Source organism: Paenibacillus pasadenensis (assembly GCF_023715725.1).
Classification (GTDB): domain Bacteria; phylum Bacillota; class Bacilli; order Paenibacillales; family Paenibacillaceae; genus Paenibacillus_O; species Paenibacillus_O pasadenensis_A.
On sequence record NZ_JAMBOT010000014.1, the window covers coordinates 74,939 to 97,228 of the forward strand.

Below are 22,290 nucleotides of genomic sequence, written 5' to 3' on the forward strand. Positions count from 1 at the left end.
TTTGTACCTCCTTAGGAATAATGATTGCCTAATGCCTCATGTTTTGGAATGATCAATAGAAATTCCGCCATCTCTTCGTCCGACACGGGCTCAAGCAAATTAATCTCATTATTTATTGATTGCGAGGCGTTCAGCATGGTTGAACTATTTGGGACTATTGAAATTCCCCCGCTCGCCCAACCGGTAATTCGATTTGTGCCGCCGGCATTGTCGGCAAAACCGGAGAAGACGAGCAGAATTCGGTCTTCCTCCCCAATCGGGATGTTAAGCCCGCTTACAATGCCATGGGCGCCAGGCGAAGTTTCCGTATAAGTCCCTTCCGTTAATGGAGTAAGCCTTATTATGATATTGCCAAATGAATTCGCCGTTAGATTATCATCCGTATATCGATACAGAAGAACCTGAATGTTAATGGTGTCGCCGGCGATGATGACTTGATTGCTTTCAACGCCGAAATAAGCGGCTACGGATGTAATAGTTCCCCCGCCCGGAATCGTAGTTGTAAATTGATTAAACTCGGGGTTCACAGAAAAAGGCTGAGCCAATAAAACATTTACGGTTTGGCTGAAGCCGAATGCAACCGCTCCAGCGCTGGTAGGATCTCCGGAGCTATTGAAGTCCACTTCTATGGTGGAGCTGCTGGCATAAAGCAAAATCGGAACATCGGCGGCAGGAGCTTCGGCGAGTCCCAACGTAATACTTGCGCCGCCAGTGCCGGTAATGGTGGTAGGCGTTGTGTCCGCATGGCCCAGCGCTGATGCGGTATAGACAAGGACGAGCCGATCCTCCGCATGAATAGGAATATCAAGTCCCGTAAGGCTGCCTGCGCAGACCAATCCCGACACGTTACCGGATAGGGAAGGGAGCATTTGAAAGACGGCTCCGGGAATCGCGACAAAGGGCGTATAGGGAGAATCTCCGGGCAGAGCTCTGCATAGCTGGGCTTGAATCGAGATTGCTCCGCCGGTTATCGTTAGGTCGTTGGGATAAAAACCGGCGGACATAGAAACTAACGTTCCGGATTCCGGCATGGAGAAAGCATCGTTCGACCCGCCTGCACTGGAAACCAACGTAATAGACACGTTATTGGCTGCGCTGTTTGTAGCGACGGGAAGGCTTTGGGACACAAAACCTGAGCCAATTACGACCCCTGTAGTAGGGAGCTGTGTAGCTGCACTGAAGCTCATGCTGATCGTTTCGGACTCGCCATTAAAAGCAATAGTCGATCCGCCGATTACCGGCGGAATAATACTTTCTATGCCGGCCAAGTTCGCCTCGGCCGTCCTGATGCGGATCACCCAGCCGTCCTTAACGGCGCTGGATACGCAGGCCAGCAAGCTTAACGCATAGAGCTCATTCAGAGCGGATTGGGTTGCGGCAATCAACGCCGGGGTCCATTCGTCCGATTGCTCATAAGCGGTGATGGGCAGCTCGGTGGCGGCAAACAGGGCAGCTTGATCTCGGAGCGAAAGCCGCATGCTTTTGAACAGATTTTGCAGCACTTTGAACACAGCGGGCAGAGGCCCTGTGGGCGGAAGAAAGGCGGGCTGAATCGAATCGATTAAATTGTCGAGCAGCTCTTCAAACAGATCAGCCTGCAGCGGCGTGAAGCGAATTAAACAATTTCTTGACTGAGGTTTGGGGCATGGCTTGCAATGGCCGGTGTTATGAGGTCGAAAGGAATGTGATTCAAATTTGGCTGAGGGTTCATTGTTCATGGCAATTCCTCCTCGAATGATATGGCGGGGGAAGGAGATTGAGCCTCATCCTTTTAGCTGTCCGGAATGACGGAGACGGCAATACCTCCGCTTGCCGAGCCGGTAAACGATCTGTTGCTTCCCGGTGAACCGTTGAAAGATGCTGTAAATACAAGCAAAATCCGGTCATTCGCTTCAACGTTAATACTGAGTCCCGTTGCGATGGCGTGAATGCCGGGCGAAGATTCCGGATAAGTCTGAGCAGGCAGGCCGGGCATCTGTAGAGTGAAGCCTGGAATGAGAGTTGCCGTTAAATTCGGGGGAGAAAATCGGTATAAGCTGACTTCAATATTGACAAGACCGCTCCCCGTGATGGTCGTGTCAGCGGGAACTCCGAAATAAGCGGCAACAGCTGTAATCGTGCCGCTTCCCGGCACAGGAGCGGAAAACTGCGTGAATTCCGAATTTAAAGTTAGCGGCTGGCCCAGGGTAGAGGCGATAGATTCGCTGAACACAAATCCAACTGCTCCCGAGCTGCTGGAGTCTCCGTTAGCCGCGTAATCCAATTCAAGCAGGGACCCGCTGGCAAAAGGCAAAATAATCGGTTCAAACCCTCCGGGATCAGTTATGTCTAAGGTCAGGTTTGCTCCTAGAGTACCGGAGATTGTAGTTGGCGATACATTGGAGCCCGTTGATGAAGCTGAAAATAAAAGGATGAACCTATCCTCCGCATCCAGAGGAATATTAAGTCCAGTCATGCTGGCAGCGCAGGAAAAGCCGGAAACATTGCCGGTCAGGGCCGGGCTCAGAGGCATGACTGCTCCGGGAATCGGCTCAAAGTAATCATCTGGAGCTGCATTGGGAAGAGCCCGGCATAATTGGGCCTGAACGGTTACGCTTCCTCCCTGAATCGTGATATCGCCAGGGATAAAACCGGCGGAAAAGGCCGTAATTGTTGCCGCTTGAGGCATGGAAAAAGCATAGTTCGTATTGGGCAACAAAGCCACTGAAACCCCAACGCTAGAGAGAGTGGCTACAGGGATGCTTGGAGAAATAAAGTCCGAGCCCACGATAACGCCTAAGTTAGGCCGCCCGTTTAAATACTTCAAGGTGGCGACGTGCGTGCCTCCATTAAATCTCAATATCGTCCCTGAAATAATAGGCGGCAAGGCATCTTCAATTCCGGCCAGATTCGTTTCGGCCTGTCTGATCCGGGTTACCCATCCGTCCTTGACAGGGCTCACAATGCAGGCAAGCAGACTGATGTTATAAAGCTCCGTAAGTACGGTCTGTGTAGCGGAAATAAGCGCTTCGGACCAGCCTTCCGATTGTTCGTAAGCGGTAATGGCAAGCTCGGTAGCGGCAAATAGAGCGGCTTGATCGCGAAGCGACAGACGCATGCTTTTAAACAGGTTTTGCAGTACTTTGAACACGCTGGGCAGCGGTCCTGCCGGCGGTGAAAAGTCCAGCTGTATGGAAGCGGTAAGATCGTCCAGCAGCTGTTCAAAAATGTTGGCTTGAAGCGGCGTAAAGCGGATCAGACAGGTTCTTGGCGGTTGTTTAGGACATGGCTTGCAGCATTCATCGGTGTGGGGTTTGTAAGAATGCAGCTTAACTTTAATATCGAGATCATCATTCATAGGCTTGTTTCTCCTCATGGATTAGACATAAGAGTTCAGTCTCCAGCCGGCCCAATGGTAATTCCGCCGCTAGCCCACCCTTGGATAACAATTTCGGGAGCTGGATTCCCGGTAAATGCCGTAAACACAAGCACAAAACGGTCCCCGGCAAAGACCGGTATGCGGAGCTCTGTTTTTAATGCATGTACTCCGGGAGTATTCTGCGTGATCGTCGTTGCCGTAATATTCCCCAAAGGAATAAGGGTCTCCAGCTCTAGAGGATTGATCTGGTTTGTTGTCGATGAAAATTGATAGATTTGGGCAAAAATTAATACAGGCCCGGGAAGCGTCGGGGTTTGATGAGCGTCAACGCCAAAATAGGCGGAAAAGGCCGTTATGACCCCATCCTCCTCAAGTGGCGATGTAAAGTCAACCAAGTCCGGAGTTACGCTTATTGGAGGCAGAGGAGGAGTGATATCCTCGTTGTCCATAAAACCGTAGCCGATTATGCCGGCGCTTGATGCTATGCCGGAAGTATTGATGGTCAAGCCGACGGTCTTGTTACTGGCAAACGGCAAAAGATCGTTTGACGAGAGGGGCGGCTCGTTGTTTACGGCCGAAGGATCAATCGTAAGACTTCCGCTCAATGTCCCCTGTATCGTGGTTACATTCGGAGTGGAATCGATGGTTGCCACTAGCGTAAATACTAAAACGAGCCGGTCTTCCGCATTAAGCGGAATGTTAAGTCCGCTCAAGCTACCTTCAAACGGTCTTCCGGATATATTGCCCGTTAATCCAGGAACCAACTGGACGAGAGTTCCCGGAATAGCTGTGAACGGAGCGTAGGGAGAATTACCTGGCTCTGCCCGGCACAGCTGCGCGACACCCACGATATACGTGCCTGTAATGGTGTAGCTGTCAGGTGTAAAGCGAGCGCTTATTCCAGTCAGAATGCCGGAGCCCGGCATCGAAAAAGCGAAATTGTTTCCGCCGGAATTGTCAGCCAGCACGATAGAAGGGTTCTGTCCAATATCATCTGTCATAACGGGAATGCTCCCGGATGTAAAGCCGGTTATTGGGATCGCTCCTTCTGTCGGAAGGGAGGTTGTGTCACTGAAGCTTAAGCTCGTTTGGACATCACCGCCGTCAAGACTCAGAACAATCCCGGAGGTAACAGGCGGAAACCCGGAAATATCGGCTAGGTTTGTTTCAGCAAGCCTGATTTTGCTCGTCCAGCTGTCCTTGACCGGACTGCTTACACAAGCTAGCAGACTGAACGAATACAGCTTCGTTAAAGCCGTATGAATCGCCGAGATTAGAGCCGGGGACCAGCCGTCCGATTGCTCGTATGCGGTAATGGGCAGTTCAGTGGCGGCAAACAGCCCGGCTTGATCTCGAAGCGACAGCCGCATGTCTTTATACAAATTTTGCAGCACTTTAAACACATTTGGCAGTGGGCCTGACGGTGGAACATACACGGATTGAATGGATGCGATCAGACCGTCCAACAGCCCGCCAAAAATTTCGGCCTGCAGCGGTGTAAAGAGTATGAGGCAGTTTTTCGGCTCCGGCTTGGAACAAGGCTTGCCGCGGTTTATATTCCGTTTGTTGGACTGGAGCGCGGCTGTGTCGTTACGGTTCGGGTTCACTTTGGCTCCTCCTTATCAGACAAAAGTTCATCCTGCTTGGATTTGCTCAAACAGAGTTCATAGTTATAGAACGTGAAGAACTGTCTTATTTCTATGCCTGACCCGGCTTGTTTGAAAACCGGGATTTGAAGCGGGAAAGATCGAATGGTCGGGTTTGGCCCCGGGACGGGCTTTAGCTTTAGTGCCAATAAGTATGCGTTTACATTATAGGACTAACCTGATAGTGTAATAGTTCTCTATAGATCGTGTGGGGAGTGAATCCTATGTACCGCGTGCTGCTGGCTGATGACGAGGCCGATGTAAGGGAGGGGCTGTTAACGGAAATCGACTGGGAAGCTTGCGGGTTCTCGGTCGCCGGAACGGCTGAAAACGGACTGGAAGCGCTGGAGCTGGCAGAACGGCTGCTGCCTGATGTTGTGCTGACCGATATCCGTATGCCGTTTATAGACGGACTGGAGCTGGTAAAGCGGCTGCAGACGGAACTTCCTCTAGCCCGAACCGTTATTTTGACCGGATATGACGAATTCGACTATGCGCGCCAAGCGGTGTCGCTAAATGTTGACGAATATTTGCTTAAGCCGTTTACGGCGGCAAGCTTAACGGAGCTGCTCATCGGCTTGAAAGAGAAGATGGACCGGGAGAGGGCGGAGCGGGAAGATGCCCACAAGCTGAGGGAGCATTACCGGCTCAGCCAGCCGCAGCTGCAAGCGCAATTTCTCAGCTCGCTGCTTTACCGGCAGTACGACAAGGATCAGATTCGCAGCAGAGCGGACCAGTACGGATTGAGTCTGGACGGAGAAGGCTGCTCAGTATCGGTCGTTCGGCTGGATTCGCCGGATGGGGAGCTTGCACAGGGAGCGGAACGTACGGATGAGGCCGCTTCCAGCGGCTCGCTGTCGCGCTCCTCGGATGTAGAGCTGAGGCTGTTCGCCGTGTTTAATGTTGCGGAAGAAATTTGGGCTAACCGCAAGGAGCGGCTGGCTTTTCTGCATCAGGATAACATTGTGCTGATGGACTTTGGCGTTGGCGAGGACGGCTGGCGCGAGCGCTGCCAGGCGACGCTGGAGCATTTGGCAAGAAGCGTCGGTTTTTATCTGAGGATGGACGTTACGATTGGGACAGGTCTGCCCAAGGCCAATCTTTCCGGCATCAAGGAAGCTTATGAAGAAGCATTGCTTGCGTTAGATTACCGTCTCGTGCCCGGAATGGACCGGCTTATTTTCCTGCAGGATCTGGAACGGCGCCAATCCGCGCCGCTGCGTTTTGACGAGCTCAAGGAACAATCGCTTTCCCGCTGCCTTAAAGTTGGAACGGCGGAGGAGCTGTCCGAACTGCTGGGGACAATTTTTGGAGAAATAGGCGAGGGACATTCTTACAGCGCGATCCAGCTTTATTTGATGGAGGTGCTGACCTCCGTCTGCCGGACGGCGCAGTCCGCCGAAGTTGAGCTGGAGGAACTGCTGGGAACCGGCGCGGGTCCTTATGCGGAGCTTGCCAGACAAAACGGATTCGCTGAAGCTAGACGATGGCTGGAAAAGCTGTGCAGCGATCTCATGACCCGCATCGCGGGAACACGGCAGCATGCATACAAGGATCTCGTAGAAGAAGCAATCCGGTTTACGCGCTCCCGGCTGCATGATCCCGATCTGTCTATTCCGGTTGTTTGTTCTCATTTGCATATAAGCACAGGTTATTTTTGCAGCTTGTTCAAACGCGAGGTTAAGCTCACCTTTCTGCAATATGTGATGCAGCTGCGTATGGAGCTGGCCCAGGAGCTTCTGCGCACAACCGAGCTAAAGGCGTTTGAAATCGCGGAGCGGATCGGCTTTTCCGAGCCGAACTATTTCAGCTTCTGCTTCAAGAAACATACCGGAGCTACGCCTAAGGAGTACCGCAGCAGGTGGAAGGAAGCGGAAGCAGGGGCTCAGCCGTGAAGCGCTTGGTTGCCAAGGCAGCGAACCGTTTGAGACAGAGGCTTCGTTATTCCCGTTTTAGCAGTATTCAGTCCATCGTCGCTTGGTCGTTTTCCATTATGATCGTTTTGGCCATCGGCATTGTCGCGCTGCTGCTGCATGAGAAGTTTTCCGCCTCCGCAGAGCGGAGCGCGTTCACCTCCTCCGGGCAGATCGTCGCGCAGGCAAGTTATAACCTGGAGGATTATGTGCGGGGATTGTCCAATTTCTACCGTGCCATTGAAAAAAATATGCTCCAAAACGGACAGTGGAACGGAGCCGAGGTCGACAAACAGCTGGACACGCTGATGGGCAGCCGGGACGATATCGTATCGATCGCTTTGTTCGACGAGAAGGGCAAGCTTCTTAAAAACAGGCCGGCCGCAGAGCTCCGCTCCAGTGCAAATCCGATTGGCCAAGGCTGGTTCCAGGCTGCAATCCGCGTGCCGAATCATCTCGGATTTTCATTTCCGCATATTCAAAACCTGTACAAAGGCAGCTACAAATGGGTCGTCAGCATGAGCAAGCGGGTGACGGTCGTGAATGACGGAGCACCGCAGGAGGTCATCCTGCTTGTCGACATTAACTTTAAACAGATTGACGAGCTGAGCAGCCGGATCAGCCTTGGGCGGAGGGGCTATATTTATATCATCGACGAAGGCGCGGGCAATATCGTTTACCATCCGCAGCAGCAGCTGATGTATATGGGGCTTAAGCGGGAGAGCATTGAACGGGCGCTCGTTGCTACCGGCAGTTATACCGAGGAGCTGGATGGCGAGCGAAGGCTGGTATCGGTTCAATCGGTCGGCAATATCGGCTGGAAAATCGTCGGCGTCAGCTACATGGACGAGCTGCTCACAACCCGCGAGGAAGTGAACGAATATTTAATCCGCGTTGTTGCGGTTGCGCTCATCGTTGTGCTGCTGGTCAGTGTTCTGCTTGCCCGCTCCATTATCCGCCCTCTCAAACGGGTAGAAAAAATGATGCGGACGGTCGAAAATGGGCAGTTCAACGCCGAGCTGCCCGTGGGCGGCCCGCTTGAGGTCGAACGTCTTTCCCGCCGCTTCAATCTGATGATTCACAAAATCCGCCAGCTTATGGAGCAAATCGTTTTGGAGCAGGAATCCAAACGCAAACATGAGCTGGAGGCGCTGCAGGCCCAGATCAACCCGCATTTTTTATACAACACGCTTAATTCCGTTGTGCGCATGGCGGGCATGAGCCGGGGAGAAGAGGTCGTTACGATGATTACCTCCTTATCCAAGCTGTTCCGCATCAGCCTCAGTAAAGGGAGAACGCTTATATCCGTCCGCGACGAGCTGGAGCATGCGCATCATTATTTGACGATTCAGCAGATGCGCTTCGGACGTAAATTCACGTTTGGCATAACGGCTTCCGAGGACGCCGCGCAATGCCTGACGTTAAAGCTTGTTCTGCAGCCTCTGCTGGAAAATTCGATTGAGCACGGTCTGGAATATTCCGTCGACGAGGGGCGAATCACAGTTGACGCCATAGTTGAGGACGGTGTACTGGTGCTGCGTGTTGAGGATAACGGCGCCGGCATGACACCGGAGAAGGCAGCCTCTCTGCTTCACGGACCATCGCAGGAGAACGACCGGCAGGAGCTGTCGCGGACGGGCAAAGGCTCCGGGGTCGCACTGCGAAACATACATGACCGGATTCGGCTTTATTACGGTGCTGCATACGGCCTGGAATTCAAAAGCGAGCTGGAGGAAGGAACAACGGTTTGGGTTCGAATTCCGGCGCAGCAGGCGGAGGGGAGCGAGTTATGAAGGTTTTAGAGCGATTGTCGCTTTGCCTTGCGTTGGCGTCGCTGCTGCTGCAAGGCTGCTCTGAAGCGAAGCCGCCGTCAGGCGAAGACGGCAGCATTGGACGAGTGGCGCTTATCGCGCCGCAAATGGATGGAGCGCTGGCTGATTCCATCCGGCTTGGAGCGGAGGCGGCGGCCAAGGAGTTTGGCTGCGAGCTCATTTATATTGAGGATACAGCTGGTCAGCATGAAGCCGCCCGAAAGGCGCTAAACAACGGAGCATCCGTGTTAATGCTTGATCCCGACAGTTTCGGGCAGCTGGAATCGATTGTGCAAATGGTGAACAACAGCGGCGGCTCCGTTGTTACTTTAAATGATGCTTATCCTGTAAAGGGAGTTGCCAGCACGGTAACGATTAACAACCTGGACGCGGGCCGGCTTGCCGGCGGGGCGATGGCGGAGCTGCTGCAAGGCAAAGGAAGAGTAGCCCTGCTGGGCTCGGATTTGCATGCTCCCGGTTATGTAGAACGGGCTCAAGGGGTGCTGGAAGAGCTTTCCCGTCATCCCGGCATTACGATTAACGCCGGATACTCCTGCGGAAGCTCCCCTGACGGGTGCGCGGAGGCTGCGCGCCAGCTCATGGGCGAGGTGGACGGCATCGTCGCCGTACAGGAGCAAGGCGTGCTGAGCGCGGCGAACGAATCGGTGCGTCAGGGAAAAGGCTCGCGGATCCGCATTGTCGGATTTGGCAGCGAGACGCCTCAGCTGGAAATGCTGCAGGACGGCATTATCGACCAGCTCATTGTGCAAAGCGGTTTTAATGCCGGTTATCTAGGCATGAAGCAGGCGGGAGCTGTACTGCGAGGCGAGGAGCCGGAAGCGAAGCTGACGCTGGCGACAAAGGCGGTAACGCCTGACAGCATGTTTTGGATGGACAATCAGAAGCTGCTGTTTCCATTTGTGAAATAGGCCCGAACGGGCCTTTTTTTTCATGGCAGCTCTGTTTGAGGGAACGATATGAAAAAATGATTGTGATGAAGATTTTTATAGAACGGGTGAAGATTTTGCATTCGAAAAAGCCGTAAGCCCTTTCATAATAAGGACATAAGCCAACCCGCTCAGGCGGCAAGTTCACCACTTAATCTCTCGGGAGGTCTTTTAGATGAAAAAACAAGCGATTCTCGCGGCTGCGCTGGCGGCTGTCATGGTAACGGCGGCAGGCTGCGGCTCGGGCAACAACGGCGGCGGCAATACCGGAGGAAACTCAGGCGGAGATTCCGGCGGCGGAAAACAGCCGAAAGTCGGCGTTGCAATCTACAAATTCGACGATACGTTCATGACTGGCGTGCGCAACGCAATGACCGCTGCAGCGAAGGATAAAGCCGACCTCGATATTGTAGACAGCCAGAACGCCCAGCCGACACAAAACGAAAAAATCGATCTGTTTATCTCCAAAAAATATAAGGCCATTGCCGTCAACCCGGTTGACCGCACCGCGGCCGGAGTCATCATCGACAAAGCAAAAGGCGCGAACATCCCCGTTGTATTCCTGAACCGCGAGCCAGTTGCCGAGGATATGAACAAATGGGATAAGGTGTACTACGTCGGCGCGAAGGCGGAGGAGTCCGGAACTCTGTCCGGTCAAATCATCGCCGACTATTGGAAGGCGAATCCAAAAGCCGACAAAAACGGCGACGGGGTGCTCCAATACGTCATGCTGCAGGGCGAGCCGGGCCACCAGGACGCCGAGCTGCGCACGAAATACTCCATTCAGGCGATTGAAGACGCGGGCATCAAGGTGGAGAAGCTGGAGCAGGATACGGCAATGTGGGACCGCGTCAAAGGCCAGGACAAAATGCAAACATGGCTGGCGGCTCGCGGCGACAAGATTGAAGCCGTTTTGGCGAACAACGACGACATGGCGCTCGGCGCAATCGAAGCGCTTAAAGCGGGCGGTTACTTCAAGGACGACAAATTTATGCCGGTTGTCGGCGTAGATGCCACAGCTCCTGCAATTCAGGCGCTGCAGGATGGAACATTGCTTGGCACCGTGCTGAACGACGCCAAAAATCAAGGCGGCGCTACCGTTGCGCTCGCCGCTGCGCTTGCCAATGGCGAAACGCCGACAAAAGAAAATACCGGGTATGACATTACCGACGGCAAATACGTTTGGATCGCCTACAAAAAGATCACAAAGGAAAACGTTGCCGAAGCACAGCAATAAGCAATCACAAACGGAGCCCGGGACGCGGCGGGCTCCTTTTTGCTTCCCGCCGTCAGCAGGGCGAGGAAAGGAATGATGAAGGAGGCGCATCGATGAGCACATCATACCGTCTTGAAATGCGCGAAGTATCCAAAGCTTTTCCCGGCGTTCAGGCTTTGAACAAAGTTACGCTTAAGGTCCGGCCCGGCACGGTGCATGCGCTAATGGGCGAAAACGGCGCAGGCAAATCAACGCTTATGAAATGCCTGTTCGGCATTTACAAGCCCGACGAGGGCGAAATTTATTTGGACGGCCAAAAAGTAAGCATTACCAATTCCCGTGACGCGCTGGCAAACGGCGTATCGATGATCCACCAGGAGCTGCACCCGGTGCCGTTTCGTTCGGTGATGGAAAACCTATGGCTCGGACGGTTTCCGACCTTTGGTTTTGGCCCGCTGCGGCTTGTCGACCACCGTAAAATGCTGCGGGAAACCGAGGCGTTGATGCGAGATCTGAAGCTGGATATTAATCCCCATGCCGAAACCGGCTCGCTGTCTGTCTCTAAAATTCAATCGATCGAAATTGCCAAGGCCGTATCCTACAACTCCCGGATTATCGTCATGGACGAACCGACCTCCTCGCTTACCGGCAACGAGGTGGAGAAGCTGTTCGAGATCATCAACGAGCTGCGCAGCCGCGGCGTGTCGATTATTTATATTTCGCACAAAATGGAAGAAATATTGCGCATATCCGACGATGTGACAATTATGCGCGACGGCAGCTATGTCGGAACATGGGAAGCGTCCGAGCTGACGATGGATTTAATTATCAGCCGGATGGTGGGACGCGATTTGACGGAGCGTTTCCCGGAGCGCACCAATACGCCATCATCGGTCATTATGAAGGTGGACGGCTTAACTTCGGTGAATCCGATGTCGTTCAAAAACGTCAGCTTTGAGCTACGGCGCGGCGAAATTCTCGGTCTTGGAGGCCTCGTCGGAGCTCAGCGCACGGAGCTGATTGAAACGCTGTTCGGACTGCGCAAAACGGCGGCGGGCAGCATTGAAATCGACGGCCGCAAAGTGAACATCCGCAATCCGGCTGACGCCAAAAAGCACGGAATGGCGCTGCTGACGGAGGAACGGCGGACAACGGGCATTTTCCCCGTGCTGTCCGTGTACGAAAATACGATCATCGCTAACCTGGGCCGCTACCGCAATCCCATCGGCTTGATTGACGAGGCGAAAGGACGCCGTGAGGCGGCGGAAAATGTCACGAAGTTCCGTACCAAAACGCCGGGCGTGGACACGTTAATCCGCAATCTGTCCGGCGGCAACCAGCAAAAAGTGCTGCTCGCCCGCTGGCTGCTGACCGATCCTGACATTTTACTGCTTGATGAGCCGACAAGAGGAATTGATGTTGGCGCCAAATTTGAAATTTACTCCATTATCGTTGAGCTTGCCAAGCAAGGGCGGAGCATCATTATGATCAGCTCTGAAATGCCGGAGCTGCTCGGCATGTCCGACCGCATCATGGTCATGAGCGAGGGCAAGCTGACCGGGATTGTGGACGGGAACAGGGCAACGGAGCAAGAAATTATGCGGCTGGCCGCCCAGCAGCGAATGGCTTAACTGAAAGGGGAATGACATATGAATGATACACTGCAAAAGCCGGGCCGCAATTGGGCGGCCTGGATGAGAGATTATGCGTCGCGGCGGGCCATTTTCCTAGTCCTGATCCTGCTCGTTATCGTTATTGCCTTTATGGATCCGAACTTTTTGGCGTATTCTACGTTACGGGATATTTTGCAGCAGAACTCTACACGCGCGATTATCGCGCTTGGCGCGGGATTTGTCCTCATCGCAGGCGGAACCGACCTGTCCGCAGGCCGCGTTGTCGGGTTGACAGCCGTTATCTCGGCTTCCATGCTGCAGACGGATAAATATGCGGCCAAGTTTTTCCCCAATTTGGATGAGCTGTGGGTAGGCATCCCGGTTGCAATCGGTATTTTGGCCGGCGTGCTTGTCGGTATGGTGAACGGTGTAATTATTGCCAAGTTTAAAGTGCCGCCGTTTATCGCCACGCTTGGCACAATGGTAGCGGTATACGGCATGAACTCGCTCTACTTCGATATGGAGCCAAACCAGTCGCAGCCGATTGCCGGCTTGCGGGAGGATTTCACAAAATGGGGTACCGGCTCCATCAATCTGGGCGGTGGGTACACCATTCCTTATATCGTGCTGATCGCGATCGCGGTTGCCGCCATTTGCTGGATCGTATTCAACAAAACCCGGCTTGGCAAAAACATGTACGCCATTGGCGGCAACGTGCAGGCGGCGCATGTATCCGGCATTAACGTAGCCCGCAACCTGATCATGATTTACGCCATCGCTGGCGGCCTGTACGGCCTTGGCGGTATTTTGGAGGCGGCGCGCACCGGCGGGGCAACGAATAATTACGGCAACATGTACGAGCTGGACGCCATCGCGGCCTGCGTTGTCGGCGGCGTATCTACGGCAGGCGGCATCGGGACGGTTCCCGGCATAATGGCGGGCGTGCTTATATTCGGCGTCATCAACTACGGCCTGACATTTATCGGCATCAGCCCTTACTGGCAGTTAATTATTAAAGGTCTTATTATCGTTGCTGCCGTTGCATTCGACATTCGCAGATATGTAGCCAAAAGCTAATTTATTGCATAATCGTCAGCCGACAGCCCCTTCCTGAGAGAGGGGCTGTTTGGCGTTTCAGGAGAGAAAAAAATACCGCCGCCTGTTTTGGTTAGAGCGGCGTTTGCTGCCAAAAGGTTCGCGAATTGCAAGTTGCTTGTTTAGCGGAATAAAGTGAAAAAACAGCTCATATTATCCGAATTATCAACTGGAGAAAGGAGTTATTACATCCAAATATTTATAGTAAATTATACTAAAATTATTTCAGGAAGGGTGTACAAGGTGATAATTACGGGGAGTATAGGAAAATTTTTGATATTAATTTTAGCAATAACATTGCTTGTATTCGGCATCGCGGCGTTTCGGGGGCCAGCTTCGTTGCATATTGAAAGCGCTATCCTGTCCGCCGGGAAAGCAGAAGCAGCCGCCGATATTCAGGCGCTTATCGCTGCGGCTATTGCCGAGAAAAAAACAAAGCTTGTTCTTCCGGCTGGCACTTATCGGATCGGGCCCAAAGCGGGCACATCCTCCATTCTTAATATTGAAAACGCCAACAATCTGGAAATTGACGCGACTGGCGTTACGGTTATCGGCACCAAGCTGACAAGAGGCGTCTCGATCTGGGGCAGCTCCAACATTAAGCTCACGGGTCTGACGCTCAACTACGATCCGCTGCCGTTTACACAAGGCAAAATCAAGGCTGTCGCCGCAGACAAATCCTACGTGGACATTAAGCTCGACGCGGGTTATCCAAGCCAGCTCTACACCAGACTGTCGATTTACAGTCCGGCAACCCGTTTCCAGAAGAAGGGCATCAACCACCTCTGGGGAACACAAGCTTCGTGGAATTCCGACGGCTCAATTAGGATTTCGCTCTCCGGCGTAGGGAACAACGTCGCCGTTAACGACCTCGTAACATTGGCGGGGGGACCGGAATCCGGCGGCATCCCGCACGGCATCGTGGTGGAGAACAGTAAAGGAATCGTGATGAACAACGTGACCGTTCATACGGCGCCGGGCTTCGGCTTCCTTGAGGCGAGCAGCGAAGGCGGAACGATACTGAACGGTTTCAAGCTTATTCCTGGCCCGGCGCCTTCCGGCGCTACAGAACAACCTTTGCTTACGGCCGTTTGGGACGGCATTCAGTTCAAAACATCCAAAAAAGGCCCAACCGTAGAAAACTCCGTCATTCAAAACGCCGGCGACGATTCGTTCAGCATTCAATCCGGCGATTATGGCGTCGTTAAGGTTACCGGCAGCGACATCGTCATCGTGCTGCGCGACGAAAGCCAGGCTCCGCGCGTTGGCGACCGGTTGAAGCGCTTTAACAATTCGACGGAGGCAACCGTTGTTACCGTTCAGAAGGTGCCAAGAGCTTCGGCGGGAATCGCGGCTTCGATTTTGCAGAAAATCGATTCCGCAGCGGACTGGACGCTCTGGCGTTTCCCTGGCGACAACTATTACAAAATCAAGCTGAACCGCAGCTCGCCGTTTGCGGTAGAAAGCTTTATTTTCAGTCCGGACCGGATGGGCAACGGCTTCACGTTCCGCAACAATACGGTGTACAGCCCAGGAAGAGGCATGCTGCTCAAAGCGGGCAGCGGTTTAATTGAAAATAACGTATTCCGCGGCGGAGACAAAGCAATTGTGGTGTCGCCCGAAGGGATGAGCGATTCGCATGCCGGGGCGGGCAGCAATCTGACGATCCGCAACAACCAATTCATTGGCACGGGATATCATCATTATATGCCGTGGTCCGATCAGGCGGGCGCCGTCGGGTTTGCCAGCGGCAACATAACAAGCGTCAAGGCGTTTGACAACATCCGTATAGAGGGCAATACATTTGATTCGGTCAACGGGCTGAACCTGAATCTGACCAACGTCAGCAACGCGGTAGTGACGGGGAACAAGTTTCTGCGAACGCATCTGGACACTCCGAACAACAACGGCGCGGATAAAGGCATTGACGCCAGATCCGTCATCTGGCTGAAAAATGCGAGCGGCGTTACGTTTACGTCCAATACGATTGACCGCATGGGGCCTTTTTCGAGCATGACGGTTAACGTTCAGCAGCCTGCTAGCGGAATTACCGGAGCGAGCAGCGGGGTTGTTGTCGTTAATCCTTAATGGAGGAGGGAGCAGTCCGTACTGACATGCGCCGCCTCTCATTGAGAGATGTATATAGTGCAATCGATCGCTAGTGATTCCCATTTGAATTGGCAGAACAGAACGGCAGTCATTTGGACTGCCGTTTTTGCTGTCAGCCCAAGCTGGCGATGTGCTACTATAACGATAAACGTAGCTGACAGACGACTGGTTTCATTCAAAGGAGGAGAGCTGACTATGACCCGTGATAAGGTGCCCCGTTAATCCCGAGCCCCGCCTCCCTTATTAGATGAAGAGCGGAAGCGTAATTCAGCTAATGGGAGGAGAACTTGAATGAAACATGCTGCGAAAGACTGGGAAAAGCTGCGCTTCGGCGTGGAGATTGAATTTGTCGGCGGTGATCCGGAACGCTTGGAGCTGCTGCCGGGATGGAATATGGCGCTCGACGAACAACAAACCGATGAAAGCGGAGAGGAGTCCGGCAGCGAGCTGCAGTCCCCGCCGCTTTTTTGGGAGCAGCGGGGGCAAATTGCCGAGATGGCGGACCGACTGCAGCGGCAGGGGGCGACCGTAAACTGGAGCTGCGGGCTGCATGTGCATGTCGGGCTGGAGCGGTACGGAGAAGCAATTCTTCTTCCGCTGCTGGACGCTGCGCTGCATACTCAGCATGTCTTGCAGGAGCTGCTGGACACAAGTCCGCACCGGATCATATTTTGCCCGCCCCTTACAGCGGATCGGATATGCCAGTTTCGTGAGACAGGCGACCCGGAGTCGCTTCATAACAGCGGACGGCCGCAGTCCCATCGGTTCGGTATCAACATCAATCCTTGGTTTGAGATCGGAACCGTAGAAATGAGGTATGCCAATGGTTCGCTGGAAGCCGAGGAGATTTGCCGTGTGGCGGAGCTGTGTTTGCGGTTTGTGGAGGCTGTAGGAGCGGGAAGCAGCTTGCCTGCCGATCCGCAGGAGCTGGCGGAGGTTTTAGGCGCGGCTGTTGGCGGATACCCGCCGCGATGCGAGCCGCCAAGATGGCGGCAGGAACAGATATGGCTGGAGGAAATGCTGATTCCGGTGTTTGCGCCACTTGTCGAACCGCTCATCCCCGGCGGGGAGATTCATCATCTTCGTCCTGAGCCCGGAGGGATGGCTGTTTATGTAGAGGATAGCAGCGGTTCGCTTAGCCGGCTTTTTTTTCGGGCGGCGGCATGCGGCTGGGAGCTCTGCCGGTAACAGCAGAATCCGTGCGGTGCACGTTCGGAAGCGGAAACGAGGCTATGAGGTGGTCGTAAGGGCGCAAACGCCCTTACGGAAGCGGAAATGCAGCGAACCAGCAGCCGTAAGGACGTCAAACGCCCTTACGGAAGCGGAAATGCAGCGAACCGGCAGCCGTAAGGACGTCAAACGCCCTTACGGAAGCGGAAACGAGGCGAATCGGCCGTCGTAAGGACGTCAAACGCCCTTACGGAAGCGGAAACGAGGCGAATCGGCCGTCGTAAGGACGTCAAACGCCCTTACGGGAGCGGAAACGCAGCGAACCGGCAGCCGTAAGGACGTCAAACGCCCTTACGGAAGCGGAAATGCAGCGAACCGGCAGCCGGGGGGATTCCCTGAATTGGCGTAAGCTGGGGATTTTTCAGCGGTTCGCTCTTTTATCGGAGGGAATTTCAACGTATGCTAGCTTTTCGCCGAGCGGATAATTTTCATCAACTAAAAGGAGTGATTAAAATGGAGACGAAAGAGATTAGGCAGGAGCTGAATCACATCCGCGAGGAGTTTAAGGCGAATCAAAGCCGTCTCTCGCTGGCGCCGGACGGCGCTGCGGAGGATAACGAGCTGGAAACCCGGCTTGACCGGATCGTCGCAGCTCTGCAGGAGCTTCGTCCCCGTACTCAGCCGGAGCTGGAGCAGCGCCAGCGCTTACAGGCGATGGCATCCGGCCTGCATTTGCGCAACGGCAGTCTGGACCGCTCCCATGAGCTGTCTCAGCACTTGGACACTCAAGAAGGAAGTTATTTGCACGGTTTGATGCACCGGATGGAAGGCGACTTTTCCAACGCAAACTATTGGTTCCGGCTTGCCGGCCCTCATCCGCAGGCAAAAGAGCTCCAGCGCCTGGCGGTGGAGCTGGCGGAAGGAACGCCGGGCGCCGATAACACGCTGCTGCGCAAGCTGAAACGGGAGCCGTTCTGGAATGCGGCGTTGTTTACCGACCTTGCTGCGGCCTCCTCGCTAACCGGACACCGCAGTCAGGACACGCCGCTTTTGGAAAAGCTCCAATCGTTTGAGCTTGAGCTGTTATTGGAGCATTTGGACCTCGGATAATCCATGTCCAGATGATGCCGAAAACACGCCGCATTTAATATTGAACTGACTATATCCTATACTCCAGCAAGCTCGCCGTCACCGCGCAAAGCGGCCGCATGGCGGGCTTTGTTGGCGTGGAAATAAGCCGTGCCCTCCAGCGTTGCGCCCGATTGGGCAACAGCCTTTAATTCAACCTGAATATCCGATGCCGTATAAAAATAATCCAGAAGATCCTCATCCCGCAGCCCCGTCACATCTACATACCACAGCCGCGAGCCTGCCTCGGTGACTAACACAAGCTCGGCCGACTCCATGTCCAGCTTACGAGTCCAATCCCCGTGCGTCAGCTCGATTGAAGCCAGCTGATAAATTTCCATTGCTGCCATTCCTCCTTCATCGATGCCTTCAATAATATGTTCCGATTGTACTGGGGCATATGCTGCATTGCAACCTTTGCTAAGCCGCCGCCGTCAAAGTGAAATAAATACAAAAAATGGGTAACGCTTAGGCGCATCGGATACTTTTTATAAGGCTTCGAGATAAGGGGGGGGACAAAATGAATTTTCAGACCGATTCCGCTTATACGGCTGGAAAAAAGCAAAGCAGATTTGTCTGGCAGGCCGTGCTGTTGGCCTTGACCGTCGCCGTTTCGGGCTGTGGAGATTCGCAGGATAGCGCTGGCAAGAGCAGCACAACTACCGGCTCCAGCACGATCTCGCATGAGAAAGCTGCTCCGGGAAGCGAAGGGAGCATTGTCACGCATGAGGCTGACGCTCCGGGAGCCAAGGGGAGCGCGACAAGCTCGGACACGGGAAACACAGCGGTGACAGAAAAAGCCGGAGTTTCCAAAACAACAGAGGACCGCGCGTACTCCGAAGCTTTTCCGCCTGAAAAGAAGCCGCAGCCTGAGCCGCAGGCGGGCATGCTGACAGCCGGGGAGTGGGACGACAACGGCTCCTGGAGCCGCTGGCTTAAGCTGATTGGCAGCGAGGGGCGCGACGGGATTTTACAGTCGTGGGGCATTGTTCCGGATCAAAGGCTGACGGTCAAAGTAACAGCGGAAGGTGTCCCTGCCAGAGACACAAAGGTGCTGCTGCAATGCTCAGACCGTACAGAATGGTCGGCCCGGACCGACAACAAGGGCGTCGCGTACCTGTTCGGTTCGCTGCTGAGCAGCGGCGAGACGGACGTACAAAATGGCGCAGCGGATTCCAACCTGAACAGCAGCGAGGCCCCCGAATCCAATAAACGCCGCGAAGCCGTCGGCGAGGATTGCATCGTAAGCGTGCCAGAGCTCAAATCGGCGCCGTCACATCAAGTTGCCCAACAAGATTGGAAGAACGAAAACGTCGTTTCCATTAATACTTCCAACAAGCCGAAGCAACCCGACCGGACGCTTGACTTGATGCTGATGGTGGATACAACCGGCTCCATGGCGGATGAGCTGAATTACCTTTCCAAAGAGCTGGTCGATGTCGTGAGCCGGGTGCAAAAGAAAAACGGGCAGAGCCTGAACATCAGGATCAGCCCGAATTTTTACCGTGACCATGGTGATGAATACACCGTCCGGCCGTTTCCGTTCCAGAAGGATTCGCAGCAAGCCCAGGACCGGATTGCCGAGCAGGAAGCGGACGGCGGTCAGGACTATCCGGAGGCAGTTGACGAAGCGCTTAAAAACGCGATCGGGGAGCATGATTGGAGCGAGAGCGCTCAAGCGAGATTGCTGCTGCTTGTGCTGGACGCTCCTCCTCATCGCGGCCAATCCGAGCTGAGAGAAATTCAACAGATGACGGAGGCAGCGGCGGCAAAAGGAATCCGCATCGTTCCAGTCGCCGCCAGCGGCACGGATTTGGAGACGGAGCTGCTGATGCGCTCGCTGGCTGCCGCAACCGGCGGCACATATGTGTTCCTGACGGATGACAGCGGAATTGGCGGCAGCCACAAAAAGCCGGAAGGAATTGAACCGCAAATTATGCCTTTCAACGATCTGCTCGTCGAGCTGATCAGCCGTTATGCAGCCGTTTAATTCAGCTTGCCGTTTTTCGCCCGCGAACGGATGAAATAAGCATCCTCCAGCGTTGCGTCCTTGCGCACAAATTCCGGGCCGGGATCATGTGCTGAAAGAATTCTCACGCTCCACAGCTCATGCTCCGGCCGGACCTGAATCATCGCCTCTGCAGGCAGCTGCTCGTAGCGCGCCCGGTTGACGGAGCCGGTCCAAACCGATCCTGGCAGATCGCTCGTCCAGTCGTTCGGAGTGCCGTGAAACAGCGGTTTGCCGTCGGCAAGCCACACGATGCGGGAGGCCCATGCCTCCCATTCGTTAAGTTCATGGGTCGAAACGACGACATAACGACCGCGCGCATAGGCAGCGAGAAAACGGATGAGCCGCAGCCGTTCAATGGAGTCCAGCGCATTCAGCGGCTCGTCCAGAAACAGATAGTCGGGAGAGCCAATAACCGATTGGGCGAGGGCAATGCGCTGGCGCACGCCTTGCGGCAGTGTTTTGATGGCGCGGCGCCGATACGGCTCCAGCTGAAACTGCGCGATGACTCGGTCCGTTTCAGTCTGTCCCGGCTCACCTTTCAGCTCTGACAAATAGCGCAGCAGCCGTTCTGTTTTCATATCCTCGTACAACTCCAGTCCCGTCGGCACATAGCCGATGGAGGCGCGAATCGCGGCCAAATCCCGGTCGCCGCTCATCGTCCCGTAGCGAATTCCCCCCTGATCAGGGAATTCTGCCGTGGCTAGCAGCTGCAGCAGAGAGGACTTGCCGGAGCCGTTTGCGCCAGCCATAACCGTTATGCCCTCGCGCAGCAGCAGCCGGGGGATGTCCAAGGTGAACACGCCGGCACGCCGTTCCCAGCGTACGCCGCTCAGCTCAATCATAATGGCAGCCTCCTATACAACCCGCTTGATCACGAGACTGCGTCGGTAGGCCATCCAAGTCATGCACATTCCGGCGGCCAGACAAAGCCAGTAAATAGCCGTGCGGATCACTTCCGGAGAAGAACTGCCGCTTTCAGGCATTCTCAGCACGTACTCCATCACGTTCCAGCCCATCCAGAAAAGAGAGCCGATCACAAAGGAGCTTTTTACCCCGGCACGCAGCATCACATAGGCCGCACCGCCGGCGATCAGCACGATCAGCGACATCCACTGCAGCATAAACGGCAAAATCGGAAACTGCTCCAGCCGCGTAGTTAAATACAGCGAAGCCGCCAGGCCGAACAGCATGTTTAGGCCGCCGACGATCATCACGCGAGCCATTAACAGCAGCGCCGGAGGGTATGGGGTTATACTTTCAATCGTGCGCATTTCCCGGTTCCAGCTGCGGAAGCTGTACATCAGACCGGACAGAAACAGCATCGGGAGAAACAGCGACAGCTTGCTGCTCACCTCGGTTGTAATTGAAGAGCCTTCATCCCCGGAGCCGTACGGCAAAATATACATCAGCATAAAAAACACGCCGAGACTCGCCAGCCAATAAGCTCTCGAATAAGCGCCAAGCTGCGTGCGCAGCAGCTTAAGCAGCGTTGGACGTTTGGAGCCAGCCAGGTTGTTCCGCAGCCATTCCGGTACGCCGCCAGCGGCGAGCTCCGGCTTCAGCGCTTCAAATGAAGGCTGCAAAGCGGCCAGCAGGCGAGCCGTATCCCCTGCGGTTACCGGATGAACCTGAAGGGACGCCAGGGGGGAGCGCAGCTCATCCTCCAGCTGTTTCAGTTCTTTATCGTTCGGCAATTCCATCCTGTTCCCCTCCTCTCATGCGCAGCGGAGCTTCCTGCTCCTTGCCAAGCTTGGATTTTAGCCGGCGCAGCGCTTTATATAAATGAGTTTTCACCGAGCCGAGCGGAAGCTGCAGCACATCGGCGATATCCTGAAGCTTGAGATCCTGATAAAAACGGAGCAAAACGACGTCGCGCTGCACTTTAGGCAGCTCTTCCAGCGTCGATTTGATTTCCCGCCGCGTCTCCTGCCTCTCGGCAAGCTCCACGACGGACGGGCGCTCGTCCTTGCGCTCCGGTGGTTCGCCAAAGCGGTTGCGGTCGGTTTGATAGCCAGAGCTTTTCCAATAGTCCCGGCATTGATTCATCGCAACCCGGTACAGCCAGGCCTGGACGTTGTCGGGATTGCGGCGGTCCTTCAGCTGGCGGATCAGCTTGAGAAATGTCTCCTGCACGATGTCCTCCGCACGGCCGGGGTCCTTGAGCTGGCGCTGCAAAAATCCCGAAAGCGGGGCATGGTAACGATGCACCAGCGCTTCGAAGCAGGCTTGATCGCCATTCATCATTCCCTGGACCAATTCTTCATCCGTCACAG

General features: G+C 54.5%; 17 protein-coding genes. 10 read left to right on the forward strand and 7 right to left on the reverse strand.

Features of this window, described 5'->3' with window-relative positions:
• Positions 1–11: 11 nt before the first annotated feature.
• From M3223_RS21265 to M3223_RS21275, 3 genes are read right to left on the reverse strand one after another with little or no spacing between them, the layout of a single operon-like run.
• Positions 12–1,718, reverse strand: coding sequence for a hypothetical protein (locus M3223_RS21265; RefSeq protein ID WP_251565371.1), 1,707 nt, complete (start codon positions 1,716–1,718; stop codon positions 12–14).
• A 53-nt stretch (positions 1,719–1,771) separates the two neighbouring features.
• Positions 1,772–3,337: a hypothetical protein gene (locus M3223_RS21270; RefSeq protein ID WP_251565373.1), complete on the reverse strand. Its 1,566-nt coding sequence runs from the start codon at positions 3,335–3,337 to the stop codon at positions 1,772–1,774.
• Positions 3,338–3,372: 35 nt separating this feature from the next.
• A complete protein-coding gene (locus tag M3223_RS21275; RefSeq protein WP_251565375.1) occupies positions 3,373–4,965 on the reverse strand; it encodes a hypothetical protein in 1,593 nt (530 codons plus the stop codon).
• A 263-nt stretch (positions 4,966–5,228) separates the two neighbouring features.
• On the opposite strand from M3223_RS21275, the gene M3223_RS21280 reads away from it, so the two are divergent.
• From M3223_RS21280 to M3223_RS21320, 9 genes are all read left to right on the forward strand, one after another.
• Entirely contained in the window at positions 5,229–6,899 is a 1,671-nt protein-coding gene (locus tag M3223_RS21280; RefSeq protein WP_251565377.1) for a response regulator, read from the forward strand.
• The gene (locus M3223_RS21285; protein ID WP_353057723.1) at positions 6,896–8,710 is read left to right on the forward strand and encodes a sensor histidine kinase; all 1,815 of its coding nucleotides are present in this window, start codon (positions 6,896–6,898) and stop codon (positions 8,708–8,710) included. The genes M3223_RS21280 and M3223_RS21285 overlap by 4 nt, the downstream gene beginning before the upstream one ends.
• Positions 8,707–9,657, forward strand: a complete 951-nt coding sequence (locus tag M3223_RS21290) for a substrate-binding domain-containing protein (RefSeq protein ID WP_251565379.1) — start codon at positions 8,707–8,709, stop codon at positions 9,655–9,657. Before M3223_RS21285 ends, M3223_RS21290 begins: the two co-directional genes overlap by 4 nt.
• 193 nt (positions 9,658–9,850) lie before the next feature.
• Positions 9,851–10,912 carry a galactose ABC transporter substrate-binding protein gene (locus M3223_RS21295; RefSeq protein ID WP_251565382.1) on the forward strand — a complete coding sequence of 354 codons (1,062 nt, stop codon included), beginning with the start codon at positions 9,851–9,853 and terminating at the stop codon, positions 10,910–10,912.
• A gap of 92 nt (positions 10,913–11,004) precedes the next feature.
• Positions 11,005–12,522, forward strand: a complete 1,518-nt coding sequence (locus M3223_RS21300) for a sugar ABC transporter ATP-binding protein (protein ID WP_251565384.1) — start codon at positions 11,005–11,007, stop codon at positions 12,520–12,522.
• 63 nt (positions 12,523–12,585) lie between these two features.
• Positions 12,586–13,581 (forward strand): galactose/methyl galactoside ABC transporter permease MglC, encoded by a 996-nt coding sequence (gene mglC, locus M3223_RS21305; protein WP_251565413.1) that lies wholly within the window; start codon positions 12,586–12,588, stop codon positions 13,579–13,581.
• Positions 13,582–13,938: 357 nt separating this feature from the next.
• Entirely contained in the window at positions 13,939–15,687 is a 1,749-nt protein-coding gene (locus M3223_RS21310; RefSeq protein WP_251565386.1) for a right-handed parallel beta-helix repeat-containing protein, read from the forward strand.
• Between the two features lie 312 nt (positions 15,688–15,999).
• On the forward strand, positions 16,000–16,896 hold the full coding sequence (locus M3223_RS21315; RefSeq protein ID WP_251565388.1) for an amidoligase family protein: 897 nt from the start codon (positions 16,000–16,002) through the stop codon (positions 16,894–16,896).
• Positions 16,897–17,391: 495 nt separating this feature from the next.
• A complete protein-coding gene (locus M3223_RS21320) occupies positions 17,392–17,988 on the forward strand; it encodes a hypothetical protein (protein ID WP_251565390.1) in 597 nt (198 codons plus the stop codon).
• A gap of 56 nt (positions 17,989–18,044) precedes the next feature.
• On the opposite strand, the gene M3223_RS21325 is transcribed toward M3223_RS21320, so the two are convergent.
• The gene (locus M3223_RS21325) at positions 18,045–18,347 is read right to left on the reverse strand and encodes a hypothetical protein (RefSeq protein WP_251565391.1); all 303 of its coding nucleotides are present in this window, start codon (positions 18,345–18,347) and stop codon (positions 18,045–18,047) included.
• Positions 18,348–18,526: 179 nt separating this feature from the next.
• On the opposite strand from M3223_RS21325, the gene M3223_RS21330 reads away from it, so the two are divergent.
• Positions 18,527–19,996, forward strand: a complete 1,470-nt coding sequence (locus M3223_RS21330; RefSeq protein WP_251565392.1) for a vWA domain-containing protein — start codon at positions 18,527–18,529, stop codon at positions 19,994–19,996.
• On the opposite strand, the gene M3223_RS21335 is transcribed toward M3223_RS21330, so the two are convergent.
• Genes M3223_RS21335 through M3223_RS21345 form a run of 3 tightly spaced genes read right to left on the reverse strand, consistent with a single transcriptional unit; the run spans position 19,993 to position 22,288 of the window.
• Entirely contained in the window at positions 19,993–20,859 is an 867-nt protein-coding gene (locus M3223_RS21335; RefSeq protein WP_251565393.1) for an ATP-binding cassette domain-containing protein, read from the reverse strand. The genes M3223_RS21330 and M3223_RS21335 overlap by 4 nt on opposite strands.
• Positions 20,860–20,871: 12 nt before the next feature.
• Entirely contained in the window at positions 20,872–21,717 is an 846-nt protein-coding gene (locus tag M3223_RS21340; RefSeq protein WP_251565394.1) for a hypothetical protein, read from the reverse strand.
• Positions 21,698–22,288 carry an RNA polymerase sigma factor gene (locus M3223_RS21345; RefSeq protein ID WP_251565395.1) on the reverse strand — a complete coding sequence of 197 codons (591 nt, stop codon included), beginning with the start codon at positions 22,286–22,288 and terminating at the stop codon, positions 21,698–21,700. Before M3223_RS21345 ends, M3223_RS21340 begins: the two co-directional genes overlap by 20 nt.
• Between the last annotated feature and the right edge of the window lie 2 nt (positions 22,289–22,290).